Origin of the sequence: Alistipes sp. i18-0019-D1 (genome assembly GCF_042852885.1) — a bacterium.
Classification (GTDB): Bacteria; Bacteroidota; Bacteroidia; order Bacteroidales; family Rikenellaceae; genus Alistipes.
The window spans coordinates 1,904,973-1,920,987 of the sequence record NZ_AP031424.1 but is presented as its reverse complement, the minus strand read 5'-3'; the positions used below and the strand labels follow the sequence as shown (position 1 = coordinate 1,920,987).

At 62.5% G+C, this 16,015-nt stretch carries 11 protein-coding genes; 5 read left to right on the top strand and 6 right to left on the bottom strand.

Annotation, left to right across the window (positions count from 1 at the left end; all coding sequences use genetic code 11):
- The first annotated feature begins 4 nt into the window (after window positions 1-4).
- Genes ACGHP5_RS07960 through ACGHP5_RS07945 form a run of 4 tightly spaced genes read left to right on the top strand, consistent with a single transcriptional unit; the run spans window position 5 to window position 4,295 of the window.
- The gene (locus ACGHP5_RS07960) at window positions 5-1,138 is read left to right on the top strand and encodes a glycosyltransferase family 1 protein (protein ID WP_390568359.1); all 1,134 of its coding nucleotides are present in this window, start codon (window positions 5-7) and stop codon (window positions 1,136-1,138) included.
- Window positions 1,135-1,881, top strand: coding sequence for a glycosyltransferase (locus ACGHP5_RS07955; RefSeq protein ID WP_337755623.1), 747 nt, complete (start codon window positions 1,135-1,137; stop codon window positions 1,879-1,881). The genes ACGHP5_RS07960 and ACGHP5_RS07955 overlap by 4 nt, the downstream gene beginning before the upstream one ends.
- Before the next feature lie 13 nt (window positions 1,882-1,894).
- Complete coding sequence (locus tag ACGHP5_RS07950; protein ID WP_337755624.1) at window positions 1,895-3,067, top strand: glycosyltransferase family 2 protein; 1,173 nt, start codon at window positions 1,895-1,897, stop codon at window positions 3,065-3,067.
- Window positions 3,068-3,125: 58 nt separating this feature from the next.
- Window positions 3,126-4,295, top strand: a complete 1,170-nt coding sequence (locus ACGHP5_RS07945; protein WP_290532347.1) for a hybrid sensor histidine kinase/response regulator — start codon at window positions 3,126-3,128, stop codon at window positions 4,293-4,295.
- Here the strand turns inward: ACGHP5_RS07945 and ACGHP5_RS07940 are convergent.
- The gene (locus ACGHP5_RS07940; protein ID WP_290532346.1) at window positions 4,279-5,325 is read right to left on the bottom strand and encodes an endonuclease/exonuclease/phosphatase family protein; all 1,047 of its coding nucleotides are present in this window, start codon (window positions 5,323-5,325) and stop codon (window positions 4,279-4,281) included. The genes ACGHP5_RS07945 and ACGHP5_RS07940 overlap by 17 nt on opposite strands.
- A gap of 107 nt (window positions 5,326-5,432) precedes the next feature.
- On the opposite strand from ACGHP5_RS07940, the gene ACGHP5_RS07935 reads away from it, so the two are divergent.
- Window positions 5,433-6,392, top strand: a complete 960-nt coding sequence (locus tag ACGHP5_RS07935) for a UDP-glucuronic acid decarboxylase family protein (protein ID WP_290532345.1) — start codon at window positions 5,433-5,435, stop codon at window positions 6,390-6,392.
- 99 nt (window positions 6,393-6,491) lie between these two features.
- Here ACGHP5_RS07935 and ACGHP5_RS07930 read toward each other — a convergent pair whose 3' ends face one another.
- Genes ACGHP5_RS07930 through ACGHP5_RS07910 form a run of 5 tightly spaced genes read right to left on the bottom strand, consistent with a single transcriptional unit; the run spans window position 6,492 to window position 16,010 of the window.
- Entirely contained in the window at window positions 6,492-7,253 is a 762-nt protein-coding gene (locus ACGHP5_RS07930) for a creatininase family protein (RefSeq protein ID WP_390568356.1), read from the bottom strand.
- Window positions 7,253-8,485, bottom strand: a complete 1,233-nt coding sequence (locus ACGHP5_RS07925; protein ID WP_390568408.1) for an MFS transporter — start codon at window positions 8,483-8,485, stop codon at window positions 7,253-7,255. Before ACGHP5_RS07925 ends, ACGHP5_RS07930 begins: the two co-directional genes overlap by 1 nt.
- 27 nt (window positions 8,486-8,512) lie before the next feature.
- Window positions 8,513-11,179 carry an exo-alpha-sialidase gene (locus ACGHP5_RS07920; RefSeq protein WP_390568354.1) on the bottom strand — a complete coding sequence of 889 codons (2,667 nt, stop codon included), beginning with the start codon at window positions 11,177-11,179 and terminating at the stop codon, window positions 8,513-8,515.
- Window positions 11,176-12,711: a RagB/SusD family nutrient uptake outer membrane protein gene (locus tag ACGHP5_RS07915; RefSeq protein ID WP_295901155.1), complete on the bottom strand. Its 1,536-nt coding sequence runs from the start codon at window positions 12,709-12,711 to the stop codon at window positions 11,176-11,178. Before ACGHP5_RS07915 ends, ACGHP5_RS07920 begins: the two co-directional genes overlap by 4 nt.
- Window positions 12,712-12,731: 20 nt before the next feature.
- Complete coding sequence (locus tag ACGHP5_RS07910) at window positions 12,732-16,010, bottom strand: SusC/RagA family TonB-linked outer membrane protein (RefSeq protein WP_390568352.1); 3,279 nt, start codon at window positions 16,008-16,010, stop codon at window positions 12,732-12,734.
- Between the last annotated feature and the right edge of the window lie 5 nt (window positions 16,011-16,015).

Genomic DNA, 16,015 nt, shown 5'->3' with positions numbered 1-16,015 from the left:
CGCCATGAAAGGACTGTTCATCGTATTCCACGGATTCTCGGCCCACAGCGGCATCTCGAAGAAGATTTTCGCCCAGTGCGAGGCTCTCCGCCGGAGCGGCGCAAAGATCGCGCTGTGCCACCTGGAGATCGGTCCGGACGGCACGCAGCGGCGGCTGGCGGGCGACGAGGTGATCCGCACCTTCGGGAGCGGGTTTTGCGCCAAGGTGCTCAAACGCGTCTCCTACGCCGACATCACCGACTACATCCGCCGCGAAGGGGTGGGGTTTCTCTACATCCGCCACGACCTGAACGCCAATCCGCTGCTCGTCGCATGGCTGCGCCGCGTGCACCGGCTGGGAGTGCGCATCGCCCTCGAAATCCCCACCTATCCCTACGACGCCGAGTTCCGCGAAACAGGTCTCAAGGAGCAATGCCAGTTGCAGGTCGACCGGCTGTTCCGCCGCAGCCTGGCCCGCGAGGTGGACCGCATCGTCACCTTCTCCGACGACGAGGAGATCTTCGGACAGAAGACCATCCGCATCTCCAACGGCATCGACTTCGACGCCGTTCCGCTCAAAACCGAACTGCACGACATCACGCGCGAGGTGCGGCTGCTGGCGCTGGCCAACATCCACCCGTGGCACGGCTTCGACCGCGTGATCGAAGGGCTGAAAGACTACTATGCCGGGCCGCACGACCGTGTGGTGAGACTCCGCATCGTGGGCGACGGCATGCCCGGCCTGATCGGCGGCTACGCCCGCAGCATCGAGGCATACGGCCTCGGCGAGTATGTCGAAATCACGGGCCCCCGCTCGGGCGCGGCGCTCGACTCCCAGTTCGCGTGGTGCGACATGGGCGTGGCGAGCCTCGCCCGCCACCGCAACGGCATCGAGAGCCTCAAAAGCCTCAAAAACCGCGAATACGCCGCGCGGGGCATCCCGTTCGTCTACTCCGAGCGGGACAGCGACTTCGACGGCATGCCCTACGTTCTGAAGGCTCCGGCCGACGACACGCCGCTCGACATCACCGCCCTCCTCGGCTGGCTCGACACGGCGGACCGCACCCCGGCGCACATCCGCACGACCATCGAGGGACGGCTCTCGTGGGAGCGGCAGATGCAAAAGATAATGACCGAAATGAAATTCCAGACACCATGATACCCAAGCAAATCCACCTCTGCTGGCTGAGCGGAGACCCCTATCCCGCGAAGATCGAAAAGTGCCTCGCCAGCTGGAAAAAACACCTGCCCGACTACGAAGTCGTCCTCTGGGACACCGAACGCTTCGACCTGGAGTCCGTGCCCTGGGTGAAGCAGGCCTTCGAGGCGAAGAAATACGCCTTCGCAGCCGACTACATCCGTTTCTACGCCCTCTACAACTACGGAGGCATCTACCTCGACTCGGACGTCGAGGTGTTGCGGAGCTTCGACCCGCTGCTCGACCTGCCCTATTTCGCGGGGGCCGAGACCGCCGGGACGATCGAAGCCGCCGTGCTGGGCGCCGAGAAGGGCTGCGACTGGATCAAGCAGTGCCTCGACTACTACGAAGGGCGCAAATTCGTCCGCGAGAACGGGACGTACGACATCCGGATGCTGCCCGAGATCATGCAGGAGCGGATTCCGCAGCTGAAACCCATCGTGAAGGCCGAGGGAGGCCTCGAAGCCCTGAAACGGAAGGACCTCTCCGAAGCGGTCTATATCCTGCCGCCGGATTACTTCTCGCCGAAGGTCTTCGACTCGCGCAGGGTGATGCTCACGCCCGACACCTACGCCATCCACCACTACCAGAATTCGTGGTTCTCGCCCAAGGCCTTCGCCTACTACCGCACCCGGACTCTCCTGATCAACCTCTTCGGATACAAGTTCGTCCGGGGAACCGAACGGCTGCTCCGCCGCAAATAAACCGACCGACGCCATGACTGCCACAGCCATCGTTTTCTGGGCCTGCGCCCTGCTCGTCGTCTACACCTACGTCGGGTACGGCGCCCTGCTCGCCGTGCTGGTGAAACTCCGCGATGCGGTGTGCCCCGCCGCGAAACACGCCGCCCCGGCCGAAGCACCCGAAGTGACGCTGCTGATCGCCGCTTACAACGAGCAGGAGATCGTCGCCGCCAAAATGGAAAACTGCCGGGCGCTGGTCTACCCCGAAGGGCGGCTGCACATCGCCTGGGTGACGGACGGATCGACCGACCGCACGCCCGAATTGCTGGCCGCCTATCCTGGGGTCACGGTGCTCCACGACGCCCGGCGCGGCGGCAAAACCGCCGCGCTGAACCGTGCGCTGGAGCATATCCATACCCCGATCGTCGTCTTCACCGACGCCAACACGATGCTCAACCCCGAAGCCGTGACCGAAATCGTGCGCCGTTTCGACGACCCGCAGGTGGGGTGCGTCGCCGGCGAGAAGCGCGTGGCGGCCGCGGAAAGGTCCGGCGCCGCCGCGACCGAAGGGGTCTACTGGAAATACGAATCGAAACTCAAGGAGTGGGACTGCCGCCTTCATTCGGCCGTGGGAGCCGCCGGGGAGCTGTTCGCCGTGCGGCGCGACCTATGGCGTACGATGCCCGAAGACACGCTGCTGGACGACTTCGTCTGTTCGATGCTCATCGCCGCCGACGGCTACCGGATCGCCTACTGCAAGGAGGCCTGCGCCCTCGAGACCCCGTCGGCCGACATGGGCGAGGAGGGCAAGCGCAAACGCCGTATCGCAGCGGGAGGATTACAGTCGGTATGGCGCCTGCGCAAGTTGTTGAATCCATTCCGCTACGGGGTGCTGTGGTTCCAGTACGTCTCGCACCGCGTGCTGCGGTGGACCGTCACCCCCGTGGCGCTCGCGGCCCTGGTGCCCCTCAACGTGGCGCTGCTCTGGTCCGGACATCCGGCACTTTACGCCGTGCTGCTCGCCCTGCAGGCGATTTTTTACCTCGCGGCGGCCGCCGGATGGGTGCGCGAACGCCGCGGAAACCGCGGCGGCATGCTCTCGGTTCCCTACTATTTCCTCTTCATGAACCTCAACGTCTTCCGCGGAGCCTGGTATCTGGCGACCCACCGGGGCCGCGGGACGTGGGAAAAGGCCCGCCGCGCATGATTTTTTGCACAAGCCCGATTTTTTTATTAGATTTGTTGGTTATAAACTGCTGACTGCCATGAAAAACATTGCCATCAAGCCCGAGGATTACACCATCCTCGCGGTCGACGACATCGCCACGAACATCATGCTGCTCAAAGCCGTGTTGAGCCGGGCGAAATACAAGATCGTCACGGCGTCGAGCGGTTTCGAAGCGCTGCAAAAAGTCGCGGAGGTGAACCCCGACCTGATCCTGCTGGACATCATGATGCCCGACCTGGACGGCTACGAAGTGCTGAAACGGCTGAAGGCGGACCCCGCGCACGAGGACATCCCCGTAATTTTCCTCACGGCGCTGCACAACCCCGAGGACATCGTGAAGGGATTCAAGTTCGGAGCCAGCGACTACATTTCCAAGCCGTTCAACCACGAGGAGCTGATCACCCGTGTGGCCCACCACATCTACCTGGCAGCGGCGCAGCGCACCATCCTCCAGCAGCGGGACGAACTGCAGGAGACCGTCGAGGCGCGCGACAAGATGTATTCGGTGATCGCCCACGACCTCCGATCGCCGATCGGCACGCTCAAGATGGTCTTCAACATGCTTTCGATCAACCTCACGGCCGAACAGATCGGCGAGGACAACTTCGAGATGCTCTCGATGGGCAACAACATCACCGAAAGCACCTTCATGCTGCTGGACAACCTCCTGAAATGGACCAAGAGCCAGATCGGACGCATGAACACGGTTTTCCAGGAGGTGGACATTTCGGAGGTGGTGCTTTTCGCCAGCAAGATGTCCGACACGGTGGCGCAGGTCAAGAACATCGAGGTCGAATACGACATTCCCGGCCCGATCACGGTCCACTGCGACGTGGACATGGTCAAGACGATCATGCGCAACCTGATGTCCAACGCCATCAAGTATACCAAAGAGGGCGGACGCATCATCATTTCGGTCCGCGACACACCTTCGCATGCCGTGATCGCCGTCCGCGACTTCGGCATCGGCATCAAGGAGGAGGACATTCCCAAACTGCTCAACCCCGAAATCCACCACACCACCTACGGAACGAAGAACGAAGAGGGATCGGGACTGGGATTGCAGCTGGTGCAGGACCTCACGCGCCGCAACGGCGGCGAGGTGACCATCGAATCGAAGGAGGGCGAAGGCTCGACCTTCACGTTCACCATCGCCAAGGAACAGCCCGAACAGGAAAAGGCCGCCGAGGCTACCGCCGGAGCTTAAGCTCTGCGATGACGGCCTTGTGGTCGCTCAAATCGTCGTCGGGCATGTAGTAACCCACCCCCGTGAAATTGTCGTCGTAGAAGACGTAGTCGATGCGCAGCACGCCGCCCAGATAGCGGAACGTGCCGCCGAAGCCATTGCCGACGGCCCGGAAGCCGTCCGTCATGTCGCCCCTGAGCCGGCGGTAAGTATAGGAGGAGGGCGTGTCGTTGAAATCCCCGGCAAGGATGACCGGATAATGCGTGGAGTCGATCACCGCACGGATTTCGCGCACCTGCTGCGCCCGGATACGGCTGTTGCGCTCCAGTTCGCCGATCACCCGTTCGACCGGGGCGTTGCTGTTGTAATCCTTGCGGAACCGGTGGCGCAGGCTCGAAATGCCGGAGGTCTGGAGGTGCACCGAAAAGACGCGCACGGTGTCGTCGCCCACCCGGAGGTCCGCCTCCAGGTAGTCGTTGCCCGAGTCGGGAAACCGGACGTAGCGGTGGTCGAGGATCGGAAAACGGCTCAGGATGGCCTGCCCGCTTTGGGCGACGTAGTAGGGCATCCGCGCGGCGAAAAACCGGGCGATGCTGTCGGCCGGAAACGCGCGGTCCTCGGGAAACTCCTGGAGACAGAGCACGTCGACCTGCTCGCGCTTCATCACCGTAGCGATGCCGTAGGCCGTGACGGGCGTGGGGCCGAGACGGCGGAACCCGAAGGAGTTGAGCGTGGCGATGCGGATGTCATGGGGACCCTTGCTGTCGAAATCGGGCAGCTGGACCATCGCCGAAATATACCCCAGATTGAGCGCCAGCGCCGCGGCGGGCATCAGCGCAACGCCCCACTTGCGGCGGAAAAGCCACCAGACGAGCGCCGCGAGGTTCAGCGCCAGGATGACGGGCATCAGCAATGCGACGGAAGCCCAGAAGTTTCCGGCTTCAGGAGAGATGAACGACGAGCGCCAGCTCACGACGGCTGCCGCCAGCAGCAATGCGGTAAAGGCGACGCCCAGAATTTTCAACAGGCAGGATACGGCTTTTCGGCCCATAAGGCATGTTTTTTCGACCCAATTTGTTTATTTCATCTGCAAAGATAGTTCATTTTTAAATATAAATTCTACCTTTGTGTTTCTGAATCAATCTTCTCCTCTTGGGAATGAAGCGAATACTAATATCAGGCGGCGCCGGATTCATCGGTTCCCACCTATGCGAAAGGCTGCTTGCGGAAGGCAACGACATCATCTGCATCGACAACTATTTCACCGGCCACAAAAGCAATATCCGGCATCTGCTGCCGCACCCCAATTTCGAGGTCATCCGCCACGACATCGTCTATCCCTATATGGCCGAGGTCGAGGAGATCTACAACCTCGCCTGCCCCGCTTCGCCGATCTACTACCAGCACGATCCGATCAAAACCACCCAAACGTCGGTGATCGGCTCGATCAACATGCTGGGCATGGCCAAATACAACCGGGCCAAGATCCTCCAGGCCTCGACCTCGGAGGTCTACGGCGACCCGCTGATCCACCCCCAGCGGGAGGATTACTGGGGACACGTCAACCCGCTGGGCGTCCGCTCGTGCTACGACGAGGGCAAGCGCTGCGCCGAATCGCTCTTCATGAGCTACTACCGCGAACACGGCATTCCCGTGAAGATCATCCGCATATTCAACACCTACGGTCCGAAAATGGACATAAACGACGGCCGCGTGGTCTCGAATTTCATCGTCCAGGCGCTGCGGGGCGACAATATCACGATCTACGGCGACGGCGAGCAGAGCCGTTCGTTCCAGTACATCGACGACCTGATCGAAGGCATGGTGCGCATGATGAACGACACGCCCGACGATTTCACCGGCCCGGTGAACATCGGCAACCCGAACGAATTCACCATCGCCGAACTGGCCCGGGAGGTGATCTCCCTGACGGGTTCGAAATCGAAAATCGTCCACCTGCCCCTGCCCGCCGACGACCCCCAGCAGCGGCAGCCCGACATCTCCCTCGCCCGCAACATGCTCGACGGCTGGGAACCGAAAATCCAGCTGCGAGACGGTCTCTTAAAGACCATTGCCTACTTCGAGGAGGTACTTTCGCGGGGAGGAATCCGGCGGTGAGGCTCGATCGGCACGTGCAAAAACACGGCCACAGTCTATAAGAAAAAGCGGCAGACCATGAGGCCTGCCGCTTTTTTCACACCCCGGCGACCCGCGCCGTCAATCCCGGTAAACCGGGCCGCGGGCCAGTTCGCAGAACAACTCCGCGAAACGGCCGGCGACGGCTTCGGCGAAGCGGCGGCCCTTCCCGGCCGTGGCATTCGCCGGATCGCCGATGCCCGTATCCTGCGACACCCGCCGCCAGTCGCGGGGCACCCAGGCCACCTTTTCGTTCAGCATGCGCGCTGCAAAAGGTTTCGAAGTCCCCGGTCCCGCCTCGGCGAGGTTCACCAGCTCGGGATGATAGTGCATCATCACCGAGGTCTCGAGTTCGTCGGCATGGTCGCCCGGTTCGTCGAAAAAGTCCTGCGCCGGGCACGCCGCATACCAGTCGCCCGCGGCGATCAGCAGGTCGGGCATCTCCACCGCCAGATCGCGGATCATGTTTTTAAAACAGTTGCCGCCGTGACCGTTGACGATCACCAGCCGCCGCATGCCCTGCGCCCGGAGCGACGACGCGATGTCGGTGAGGATCGCCTTCTGCGTTTCGTAACGGGCATGGATGCAGAACGGCAGTTCGCGCTGCCCGGGGTTCTGCGAACCCATGCTCACGGGCGGCAGCACCATGCAGCGCACACCGCAGGTTTCGAGGGCCTTCCGCGCGGCATCCACGGCAATGTCGTGCGCAAGGATGCAGTCCGTCAGGTAAGGCAGATGCAGGTTGTGAGGCTCCGTCGCGCCCCACGGCAGCACGGCCAGGTCGTATTGCAGGTCGCGGACCCGGCCGTAGCAGGTTTCCGAAAGGTCTATTTCCCGGTTCATCACTCCATGTTATCGGTTTTCGGACGCAGGACGGTCAGCTGCATGAAAAGTGCCAGCGCGAGAACGGCCGCCATCAGGGCGAATCCCAGTCCGAGGTTACCGCCGTCGGCCCAGCCGCCGAGGACCTTCGTAACGACGGCCCCGGCGAAGACGCCCGTCATGTTCATCACCCCGTAGGCCGAAGCGCGCTGGCGCGCCGGCACGAACTGGCAGAGGATGGGCATGTTGTTAGCGTCGAACATGCCGTAGCCCACACCGAAGCAAAGCCCCGCGGCCACGGCTGCGAACATGCCGCTGCCCAGTCCCAGCAACACCAGCGCCGGGATCATCAGGGCCAGCCCGATGGCGCTGGTGTAGATGCGCCCGCGCAGGTTGCGCCGCACCCAGCGGTCGGACACCGGTCCGCCGATCATCACGCCCAGGAACGACGAAAAGGCGATGGTGATGGTCGAGAGCGGTCCTGCCTGCGACATCGGGATGCGGAGGCTCTCGGAGAAGAGCGTCGGGAGCCAGTTCTTGGTCGCCCAGCCCGGCAGCGACGACGAGGCGAAGTAGAAGAGGATCGTCCAGAAGGCGATATTCGAGAAGAGCAGCGCGAAGCTCCGCCAGACAGTCTCCCCGGCAGGCTTGGGCGCGTCGACCTTCGGTTCGGGCCTCTCGCGGCGTTTTTCGTGCAGCAGCAGGATCAGCACCAGGGCATAGACGATGCCGACGATGCCGAACCAGTGGAAGGTCGTCTGCCACGAGAAGGCCGCGGCCACCGTCGCACCGAAACCGCCGACGGCCTGGCCGACATAAAGCCCGGTCATGTGGATGCCGATGGCCAGGCTGCGCCTCGACCCGGTGAAGTAGTCGGCGATCAGCGACAGCCCGGCCGGAATATAGAGCGCCTCGCTGACGCCCATCAGCGCCCGCAGCCAGTAGATCTGGGTGAAGGTCGTCGAATAGCCCATCAGCAGCGTCACGGTGGACCAGACGCCCAACGAGACGACGATGAGCCATTTGCGGCTGATACGGTCGGCGACGGCCCCCGCCACGGGACTCATGAAGCCGTAAATCCAGAGGAAAATGGCCATCAGCCGGCCGAAGTTGACGGCCGATTCAAGCTCCGTGATGTCGAACTGCATGGCATCGCGCATCGTCGAGAGCATCTGGCGGTCCATGTAGTTGAGCAGGGCCACGACCCACAGCAGGGCCACGACCACCCAGGGATAAATTTTACTCGTTTGAATCCGATTCATCGTTAACAGGGTTTGAAGTTATTCCAAGCCGTCGGTGCGGCATACGTCCGGAGTGCGGACCCCGGGTTTGATCTCTCCGCCGAGCAGGCAGACGCCTCCGGCACAGGGCACGAGCGACGCGCCTGCACGGGCCGTGCGGCCCGACACCCCGGCCCGGCTCCACTGCCCGGACGCAGGATCGAAAATCCACGCCGCAGCACGGAAACGGTAGGCCGCGGGCGGTTGTGAAAGGTAAGATCCGAGTTCGGCGGACGGCAGCCGCAGCGCCGCGGCGAAAACGGCGCGGTCGACGCCCCCGGTGCAGAGGATGCGGCCGTCGGCAAGCGTCGCGGCACAGCCTCCGACAAACGTTCCGCCGTCGGGAACGCCGGGGATTTCATGCCATGCGTCGGCGGCGGGATCGTAGCAGTAGCCATTGCCCGAAACCGACCCGTCCCGCGGATCGAATCCGCCCCAGAGGTAGAGACGGCCCGCCGAAGCCGCCATAACGGGCTGGACGAAGGCCTCGGGAACCGGAGCCAATGACCGCCACTGCGGCTTTGCGGCACGCGTGTCGAGCATGTACAGCGCCGCCGAGGGGGTCCCGTCGGCGATGCCGCCCGCCAGGTAGAGTTTTCCGCCGACGGCCGCTCCCGCCGCCTGCTCGACGGCACACGGCAGGGCGGGCAGCTCCGCGGCAACGACCTTTTTCCCTTTCGGGCGAAGTTTCACGACGCTGCGCAGCGCTCCCGAGGCATTGGCGCCCCCGGCGAGCACGAGTCCGTCCCCGACCGGGAAGGTCACGCCGTAAGCCGCCGGAGCGGGCAGCCGCCCGGCCCGGTTCCAAACCCCGCCGCGCAGCAGGAAGACACCGTCGTAGAAGGTTTTTTCACCGCCTTCGGCGGCCGGGACGTCCGGAAAGTTCGCGCCTCCCGCAGCGATCAGCGCATCCCCCGCAGCACCGGCGTACATGGCCGAAACCCCGGCCGCATATCCGGCTTCCGCAGGAGCCGTTTCGGGCAGGGAACGCCAGGAAAGCCCGTCGTCCGCACTGCGCACGATGTCACGCAGTTTCACGGTCTGGAAGACCAGCTGCGCGGTGCTTCCCTCGTAGAGGATGCCGACCGTCCCGGGGTCGACCATCGTCAGGCACGAATAGCCCCAGTTCTCCTCCTCGTCGAGCAGGAGCTGATTTCCGGGAAGCCACGTATAACCCCCGTCGAGGCTCGCCTTGACGGTCATATGGTTGCGGCCCTTGGTCGTATCGGGGTTCGAGAACAGCAGCACGTCACGCCCGAGAACGTTCCGTTCCGCCGGAACATGAAGCAAACTGGCCATGCAGACCGGTTCGCGCAAAGCCCCCGACGAGACGTGCTCGGTCCAGGTGCGCCCCAGATCGCGCGTCGTGAAGACCGCACGCCCCGTCCTGCGGTTGTCGCGCATGTTGAGCATCAGCACGCCCGGCGCCGGCTCGGCCACCTGCGATTCGGTGGTATTGGACTTGGCGAAGCGGTGCGTCCGCCACGTCCGCCCGTGGTCGGGGCTGTACATCACGCCCGCGTTGGGAACCCGCGTCGAGTCGATATACTGGATCGGGAAGACGAGCGTGCCGTCGCGCATCGTGATCCCGCGCCCGGGGCCTTGCAGAGTCAGCGACCACGAAGGGTCCTTGACCTGCGGGGTGATGTTGCGCGGCGCAGACCACGTGCGGCCGTCGTCGCGGCTGCTGACGATCATCAGCTGCGAAGTCTCCTCGGGAACCATGCCCTGCCCCACGCCCGTCCAGGCGCGGTCGTTGCCGATGCCGTGGACCCAGACGGCGACGACGAAAATCTCGCCCGTCCGTTCGTCGACCAGGATCGCCGGATCGCCGATGCCGTTCTGCGCCTCGGGCAGTCCGCCCCATGTACCCATGTCCATGATAATGCGCATCGGCTCCCACGTGCGCCCGCCGTCGGTACTGCGGCTCAAACCCACGTCGATGTCGTCCTGCAGATCGAGGCTCGTGCGTCGGCGCACGTCGTAGACCCCCAGCAGCGTGCCCTCGTTCGTCGTCACCAGACCCGGAATGCGATAGGCATACACGCCGTCGTCACCGTGCCGGCGGACGGCGACGCCCAACCGGCGGGGAAGGTTGCGGTCCTGGGTGAAAGCGGCGTCGGAACCGCCGATCCCGACCCGTGTCACGGCAAGCCCGAAGGCATCGGACAAGGCATCCGCCGCGACAGGACCGACGGCGGCGCTGACGTAGAAATAGTGACGCCCCTTCGGAAGCCGGACGCCCGCAGGAAGCCATACGGAACCACCTGCGACGGGCCGCACCTCGGGCTGCGGAAGGGCATAGCCCGGATCGCAGTAGATCGTCTGACAGCCTCCGAGGCGTTTGAACTGGTCCTTCATGGCCCACGACGTTGTGCGCGACCAGAGGGCCGACATCGTGCCGGTATAGACCAGCCGCAGCGAACGGACAGCCCCGGCAGCAGGCCCGTCCCCGAGCGCGACCGAAACCCCGTCGAAAACGACCGGCTCCGCGTCCCGGTTCTCGACGCAGATTTCGGCCACGACGTTGAACGGCCGGTCGGTCATCACGGGAATGCAGGCGTTGTGCACCTGTACCCGCATTTCGCGTGCCGCCGCCGGCAGGATGCCGAGGCATCCCGCCAGCAGCAGCGCCGCAGTCCGGATATTTACAAGTCCGCCGGTCATTCCGTCACATATCCTTCGTTCTGTTTCACCTTGCTGTCCTTCGAGAGGACGCCCGCGTCGATCGGCCACACGAGTTTCAGCTCGTTGCCGCGCACCAGCTCCAGAGCATACCTGCCGCCCAGCATGCGGCGTACGTCGTACCACCGCTTGCCTTCGGCCACGAACTCCCTGGTGCGTTCGGCAAGGATCGCCTCCTCGGCAGCCTCCGGGGTCGTATAGGTGAACGCAGGCCGCTTCGCCGCGCCGTAGGCCCGGGTGCGGACCGCCTCGATCCACTTCTTCACCTCGGCCGGGACGTTCAGGCAGGTGTTCACCTCGGCAAGCATCAGCGCCACGTCCATGTAGCGGTAGACGGGCACGTCGTTGGTGAACTGCTTCTTGCCGTTGTCGACCTCGCCCAGGAACTTGCACAGCGCACGGCCGGCAGGATATACCTTTTCGTCGTTGTCCTTCAGGTAGAACTGCATGAAGGTCGCGTCCCGGCGCGAATCATCCTCATCGAAAGCGTCGTAGCACGCCTGCGAATATTCGTAGCGCATGGCGCCGCTGCCGATGTTGAAGACGTTGCCGATCTTGTTGCCGTCCTTGTCGAGATATTTCGTGAAAGTAGCCACGTTATAGGTGAAATTGATGTAGTGGTTCGACTTTTCGCCCAGTTTGTAGCGGAGGGCGAAGATCGTCTCCCGGTTCGAGTCCTTGCCCGTCGGCGAGAAGGCGTCGGCGAACTTCGCATTGTATGCGTAGAGCGGCTCGACGGCCTCCAACGCATTTTTGGCGTCCGTCAGGTCGTCCTCGGGCGACGGAGAGAGGACCGCCGAACCTTTCAGCGGCTTCACCTTCGCACCCCAGAGGCACACCTCGGCCTTCAGACAGTAGGAAGCCGCTTTGTTCCAGTAGCAGTTCTTGCTCTTGAAATTCCCGAATCCCAGCTCCTCGTACATCCGGCACGAACGCTCCACGTCGTCGCGGACGAACTGCCAGGTCTCCTGCTCGGTCGCACGCTCCTTGTTGAGTTTGGCGATCTCGCTGGTCATCAGCACGTCGGGCTTGTCGCAGAGGGGCACTCCGCCCCACGTGCGCAACATGTGGAAGTAGTAGAAGGCGCGCAGTCCGTAGAGCTGTCCCAGATAGGTGTGGCGGGTCTTGTCGTCGAGAAACTCGCACGCAGTCGAGATTTTGTCGATGGCGTGGTTGATCTGGTAGATGTCCATGTAGAAATTGCCCCAGTTGGTCAGGCCCGGATTGGCCTCCGAGAGGTTGTTGTTCACCGCCTCGACATTGTAGGCTCCCTCGCCCGTGGAGGTCACGGAGGCCGTGTTGAGCATGCCGCCGCGCATTTCGCCCATCAGCAGCATGTTCTCGGCACGCTCCCGCACCCGGTAGTGCAGCCCGATCATAAAGCGTTCGCACTGCTCGGCCGAGTTCCAGTAGTTGTTGATCGAGTAGATGTCCTCCGGGCCCAGGTCGAGGGCGTTGCAGGATGCCGTCAGCGATCCGATCAACAGGAGGAGACATATCTTCATTCGTTTCATAACCGTCGTGTTTTAAAGATTTAGAAAGTGGCCTTGACGCCGAAAAGCACCGTCCGGGGAATGCCGTAGCCGCCGTTTCCGTTGACGCCGTACTCGGGGTTGTAGAGCGACGAACCGGTCCAGTAGAAAAGATTCTGCCCCGTTACCGACACCGTGAGGTTCTTCATGCGGACCACACGCGCCCACTTCTCGGGCAGCGAGTAGCTCAACGCGATTTCGCGGGCGCAGAGGTAACTCGAATCGTCGTAGAAGATATTGCTCATGCGGTAGTTGTTGCGGAACTTCGTGTCGGCGTACATCAGGATCGGGTATTTGGCGTCGGGACGCTCCTCCGACCAGGTGTCCTTGCTCTCCTTGAGGGTGTTGAACGTACCCTGCGAAAGCCCCATGTAATACTGTTTGCGGCTGTTTTTGGCCACATAACCCGTGGCGTAGTCGAAACGCGCGTAGAGCGAAAGCCCCTTCCAGGCCACCGAGAGGTTCACGCCGCCGACCCAGCGGGGAATCGTGTTGCCCATCTTCACCTGGTCGTACTGGTCGATCGTGTTGTCTCCGTTGACATCGTAGAAGATGGCGTCGCCGGGTTGCAGCAGCTGCCCCTTCTCCTGCTCGGCGGCAGTCAGCGTCGCCCAGGCGCCGGGACCGTAGATCGTGCCGGCCGAAGGGGTCGTGTCCACATACCAGGCATATTTCTGCAGGTCGGCCTCGCTGCGAACGACGTCGACCATCCGGTAGGCATAGGCCACGCCGTACTCCTGTCCCTCCTGCTTGCCGCCGACCCAGATCAGGTCGCCGGCCGCATTGTAGACCTGCTGTCCGCCCTGGCGGTTGTTCAGGTTGCCGTTATCGGGCAGCCGCATGATCTTCGAGCGCATGTAGGTCGCATTTCCGCCCACCTGCACCTTCCAGTCCTTGTTCTGGAAGACGGTGGCGTCGAACTCGAACTCCAGGCCGCGGTTACGGACGCTGCCGTTGTTGGTGTACTGGTTGCCGACGCCCGCCGAGCTGGGGAAGGGAACCTCGGCCAGCAGGTCGGAGGTAAGTTTGTTATAGGCTCCCACCGACACCCGGAAGCGGTTCAGGAAGCTGGCCTCGACGGCGAAGTCCACCGAGGTCGTTTTCTCCCAGCGCAGGTCGGGATAGGGCAGTTTGTTGATCAGGATGCCGTATTCGTCGTCGTAGCTGCCGGTCTTGCCATAATTGCCCTGCAAATCGTAAGGTCCGGCCAGGATGTTCACATTTCCGTTCTGGCCGTATCCGGCACGGATCTTCAGGCTCGACAGCCAGCCCTGCGTGCCCTCCATGAACTTCTCCTTGTGGATGTTCCACGCGGCGCTGACGCCCGGGAAGAAGCCCCACTTGTTGTTCACCAGCTTCGAATAACCGTCGTAACGCGCCGAGAACGAGAAGAGGTACTTGCCCTTGTAGTCGTAGCTGGCGTTGCCGAAGACCGACATGCTGCGCTCGTTCAGGTGGGTCGAATTCATGCTGATCTTCGAGATGTTCTTATCGAGGGTCTTGTCGATATACCCCAGACTGATGAAGTCGTCGGAGTCGGCGCCCTGCCCGCCGGCCGAGAGGCCGAAATTGAACTTGTCGTAGAACTCGTAACCGACGATGACGCTCAAATTGTGGCCGTGCCACGAATTTTCGTACCCCGCGATGGCGTTGTAGGTCTGCGACAGCATGCGCGAATAGCTCGCCGAAGCCGCATGGTCGCTGTTCGGGGAACCCGGCTTGACGATATAGGTCCGGTTGAACTTCTCCTTTTCATACATGTTGAAGTACCACATACCGTTAACCTTCAGCGAAATATGGTCCGTGATATTGAATTTCAGGCCCTGGTTCATCGTGAAGCGGTAATTGGTGTTGCGGCGGTAGAAACTGCTCTGGGCAGCATCCCAGTTGCCGTTCTCCCAGTTGGTCGAACAGACGACCGGATCGCCGTCGGGGTTGAACCGGCGCATCGTCGGGGGCGCCGAGAACATGATGCCGAAGAAGTTGGACTCGCCGCCGCCGATGTAATCGCTCACCTGGCGGCTGTCCGAACGCGAGAAGTTGAACTGGCTGTTCGATTCGAGCCACGGGGTGATCTTGTACGAGGCGTTGGTCGTGAACGACAACCGCTTGTAATAGGAGATCACCGGGAAACCCGACTCGTCGTAGTAACCCAGGCTGGCATAGTAACGCCCGCGGTCGTTGCCGCCCGACGCCGAGATGTTGTAGTCCTGCGTCAGCGCCATGTCGCGCACCGAAGCGTCGCTCGGCGTGAATTCGCTGTAAATGATGGTCTTGCCCGTAATCGGATCGATCATCTGTTTGTAACCCTTCTTGAGCAGGAAGGCATTGTCGTCGGTGAGGAACATCGTACTGTAAACGCCCTCCTGCGCCTTGTTGCCGTCGGCTTCGTAAAGGTTGCCCGTCCCGTAGGGGCCGGCAGCCGAGAGGGCCGCGACATTGCCCGAACGGTAAGCCGCCAGACGCAGGTAGTAAAGGTAGTCGTCGGCCGCGAGGAACTCGTTGGTCTTGCGCAGGTAGTTCAGTCCGACGTTGGCCTTGAACGAGATTTCGGCTTTGCCCGCACGGCCGCGCTTGGTCGTCACGAGCACCACGCCCGCATTGGCCTTGGCGCCGTAAAGGGCCGTCGCCGCGGCGTCCTTCAGGATTTCGATCGACTCGATGTCGTTCGAGTTGATGTCGTTCATATCCTCCTTCTGCACGCCGTCGATCACATAGAGGGGCGTACCCGTGCCGTCGAGGGCCGCGCCGCCGCGAATGACGATCGAGGGCGCCGCACCGGGCTGTCCCGACGTCGTGGCGACACGCACGCCCGTCACCGTACCGGCCAGCGCCTGCAAGGGATTCGAACGCACGCCCCTTTCGAGGATGTCGCCCGAAACCTTCGAAATCGCGGCCGTCAGTTTGTCTTTCGTGACGGTGCGGCCGTATCCGGTCACCACCACCTCGCTCATGTTGATGGCATCCTCGTCGAGTTTCACATCGACCGTGGCCTTCCCGCCCACGGGAATGTTTTGCGAGGTATATCCCAGCGAACTGAATGTCAACACGCCCTTTTCGCCCTTCACCGTCAGGGAATAGCTCCCGTCGACACCGGTCGTCGTGCCGTTGGTCGTCCCCTGCTCGATCACCGTCACCCCGACCATCGGAGCGCCGGACGCATCGGTCACCTTTCCCGTCACCGTATGGCGGGGCTGCGCGGCCGCCACGCCGATCGTGAACAGCATCAGCGCCGACACCAACAGCATCCGGCATCTATTGAGTTTGGAATTTTGTCTCATGGTTT

What these genes read in the sequence shown, in the direction of transcription:
- ACGHP5_RS07960 (WP_390568359.1), top strand. Translation starts at nt 5, where the DNA reads ATGAAAGGACTGTTCATCGTATTCCACGGATTCTCGGCCCACAGCGGC.
- ACGHP5_RS07955 (WP_337755623.1), top strand. Translation starts at nt 1,135, where the DNA reads ATGATACCCAAGCAAATCCACCTCTGCTGGCTGAGCGGAGACCCCTAT.
- ACGHP5_RS07950 (WP_337755624.1), top strand. Translation starts at nt 1,895, where the DNA reads ATGACTGCCACAGCCATCGTTTTCTGGGCCTGCGCCCTGCTCGTCGTC.
- ACGHP5_RS07945 (WP_290532347.1), top strand. Translation starts at nt 3,126, where the DNA reads ATGAAAAACATTGCCATCAAGCCCGAGGATTACACCATCCTCGCGGTC.
- ACGHP5_RS07940 (WP_290532346.1), bottom strand. Translation starts at nt 5,325, where the DNA reads ATGGGCCGAAAAGCCGTATCCTGCCTGTTGAAAATTCTGGGCGTCGCC.
- ACGHP5_RS07935 (WP_290532345.1), top strand. Translation starts at nt 5,433, where the DNA reads ATGAAGCGAATACTAATATCAGGCGGCGCCGGATTCATCGGTTCCCAC.
- ACGHP5_RS07930 (WP_390568356.1), bottom strand. Translation starts at nt 7,253, where the DNA reads ATGAACCGGGAAATAGACCTTTCGGAAACCTGCTACGGCCGGGTCCGC.
- ACGHP5_RS07920 (WP_390568354.1), bottom strand. Translation starts at nt 11,179, where the DNA reads ATGACCGGCGGACTTGTAAATATCCGGACTGCGGCGCTGCTGCTGGCG.
- ACGHP5_RS07915 (WP_295901155.1), bottom strand. Translation starts at nt 12,711, where the DNA reads ATGAAACGAATGAAGATATGTCTCCTCCTGTTGATCGGATCGCTGACG.
- ACGHP5_RS07910 (WP_390568352.1), bottom strand. Translation starts at nt 16,010, where the DNA reads ATGAGACAAAATTCCAAACTCAATAGATGCCGGATGCTGTTGGTGTCG.